The sequence below is a fragment of the Gammaproteobacteria bacterium genome, assembly GCA_003696665.1.
Classification (GTDB): domain Bacteria; phylum Pseudomonadota; class Gammaproteobacteria; order Enterobacterales.
Map to the genome: position 1 here is coordinate 1 of RFGJ01000371.1, position 2,437 is coordinate 2,437.

At 52.0% G+C, this 2,437-nt stretch carries 3 protein-coding genes; all 3 read right to left on the reverse strand.

What is annotated here, in order from left to right; genetic code table 11:
* The coding region (locus D6694_09590) for a sodium:proline symporter (GenBank protein ID RMH40896.1) at positions 1 to 365 on the reverse strand (365 nt) is incomplete at its 3' end.
* Positions 366 to 398: 33 nt separating this feature from the next.
* Entirely contained in the window at positions 399 to 1,967 is a 1,569-nt protein-coding gene (locus D6694_09595; GenBank protein ID RMH40897.1) for a glutamate--cysteine ligase, read from the reverse strand.
* Positions 1,945 to 2,437, reverse strand: a 493-nt coding sequence (locus D6694_09600) for a phosphoribosylformylglycinamidine synthase (GenBank protein ID RMH40898.1), incomplete at its 5' end; no start/stop codon positions are given. The genes D6694_09600 and D6694_09595, both read right to left, overlap by 23 nt.

The window sequence follows — 2,437 nt, forward strand, 5'->3', positions numbered from 1 at the left end:
CTTTTGTCTTCAAAGCGATTCTCAAAATAGTCGGAAAGTGTTAACGAGTCGCCAAAGACTTCGGTGAAATAACGCAATCGTGGCGCAACGATTTTCCAGTTCAGGTAAGCCCCAATGACCAGTCCGAAGCCGATCATGGCTTCACTCAGGCCACGTGCGTAAATCGCGCCCGGCAATCCGAGCAACAGCCATCCGCTCATATCCGAAGCGCCTGCGCTCAGCGCCGCCACAGAGCCGGTCAAACGGCGCCCACCGAGGATATAGTCACTTAAATTCGCCGTTTTTCTCCAGGCATAAATGCCGATGGCAAGCATCCCCACCAAATAGACAAGAAATGTCACCAACGTTGGCGTGGTTAAAGTCATTGTCCCTCCCCCAATGTTCAAGGCTCACACGCTTTATTCAAAATAAGCCGCCAAAAATTGCTCAAACGGCATTTGTGCTTGAGATTCTACTTCTTCAAATTTATCGCGCGCAGTTTGCGTCACCTTTTGCATATCTCGACAAAAACTTCCTGTATATTTCATTCGCTCAATGGCCGACGTTGCCGCCCGACTCAATTGCAAAAAGCCTTCGACATGGCTACCACAATTTTGAACCACCGCCAACGCTTGTGCAGACAATGTCTCGTCTGGCCTGTTTACCATAGACGCCAATTCGGCCAAGCTTTCGGTGTAATTCAGCGACTGAGTGACGGCCCATGGCTGCCTTTCCAAGTACTCAGCGACCTTCAACAATTCGTCGAAGATACGCTGCCCTTCTTCGACAAGCCTAACTTCTCTGTTTTCCCGCCATAACGTCAATTCTTCCTGTCGACCCGACTCGACAACGCGACGCAAGTTGTCTTTGTTCTCACCAATTTCTCGACACGACAGCGCCGGACTGTCGTTCAGCGCGCACCATAACAGAAAACAGTCCAAAAAGAGCACTTGTGCCTTGCTAATGCCGAGTGGTGCAAACGGATTGAGATCAAGCGCGCGCACTTCGACGTATTCGACACCGGCCCGCGTCAGCGCTTTCGCCGGACGCTCCCCCGACCGTACCGTACGCTTAGGACGAACGGACGCATAAAACTCATTTTCAATTTGTAGGATATTCGCATTCAACTGCCGATATTCCCCATCAACAACCACGCCGATCTTTTGGTAAAGCGGTTCTGGCGTACGAATGGCGGCTTCGAGCCCCGCAATATAGGTATCCACGCTGTTGTAACTAATATTCAGCGCCGTCTGGGCGTTATTGACATAACCAATGTCACTCATGCGCAGGCTCGTGGCATAGGTTCCATAGCGAGTGCTTTCGGACAGTCGCGCCAGTCGAGACGGCCGCTCCTTCAGGAAGCTTTGACATATCGACGGGGAAGCGCCAAACAAATAAACCAGCAACCACTGATGACGAAGGAAATTTCGGATCAACCCCATATAACCATGGGAGCGAACGCTTGAAAAAGGCGCTTCCGACATCGCCGGGTAACGCCAACGCCAAAAGTCGTCATCGATAGAAAGGTTATAATGCACGCCAGCAATCATTTGCATGGTTTTGCCATAACGGTAGCCAAGCCCGGTGCGGTAAATTTCCTTCATCCGTGCAATATTCGAGCGCCCAAAACGCGCAATCACAATATCCTGTTCAGAAGGAATGCACGCAGGCATGGAACCATTCCACAGAATCTCACCTTGCGGACGAATCGCCTGGTAAAACCAGATGTGCAAATTTGCCAAAAATTCTAATAAACCGTTCACATCGTCAACGAACGGCGGGGTGATCAGCTCGGGCAAAGTCTCCGCATAGTCCAAAGTGATATAGGGATGTGTCAGCGCTGGGCCCAATGACTCCGGGTGTGGAGTTTTGGCAATATCGCCTGCGGCATCGACGCGTAAAGCCTCGCGTTCAATGCCGCGTGTCAACGATATTTTATCCGGAAAGCGCATACCAAAATCCGCGTTACCCAACCCAGACGCGGGCATTACGGAACATACGCATCCACGGACTGTCTTCGCCCCAGTCAGTGGGTGCCCAGCTCATTTGTACGGTCCTAAACACGCGCTCAGGATGCGGCATCATAATGGTGACGCGCCCATCTTCATTACAAAGTCCCGTAATCCCCTGAGGGGAACCATTTGGGTTAAAAGGATAGGTTTCAGTCGGACGCCCGTGGTTGTCCACAAACCGCATCACAACGCCCTTGTCAACCGCCGACGCTAGGTGTGCCTCCGAAGTGAATTCTGCCCGACCCTCACCGTGAGAGACGGCAATTGGCAAACGAGCCCCCGCCATCCCCTGTAACAGCACCGAACGAGACGGCAGAATTTCAACCAATGACAGCCGTGCTTCAAACTGTTCTGAGCGATTGCGTACAAATCGTGGCCAATGGTCAGCCCCCGGAATGAGCTGCTTCAGGTGGGCAAGCATTTGGCAACCATTGCAGACGCCTAGC

Bases quoted from the DNA above. Each gene is read 5' to 3' on its own strand.
- D6694_09595 (RMH40897.1), bottom strand. From the start codon at position 1,967: ATGCCCGCGTCTGGGTTGGGTAACGCGGATTTTGGTATGCGCTTTCCG.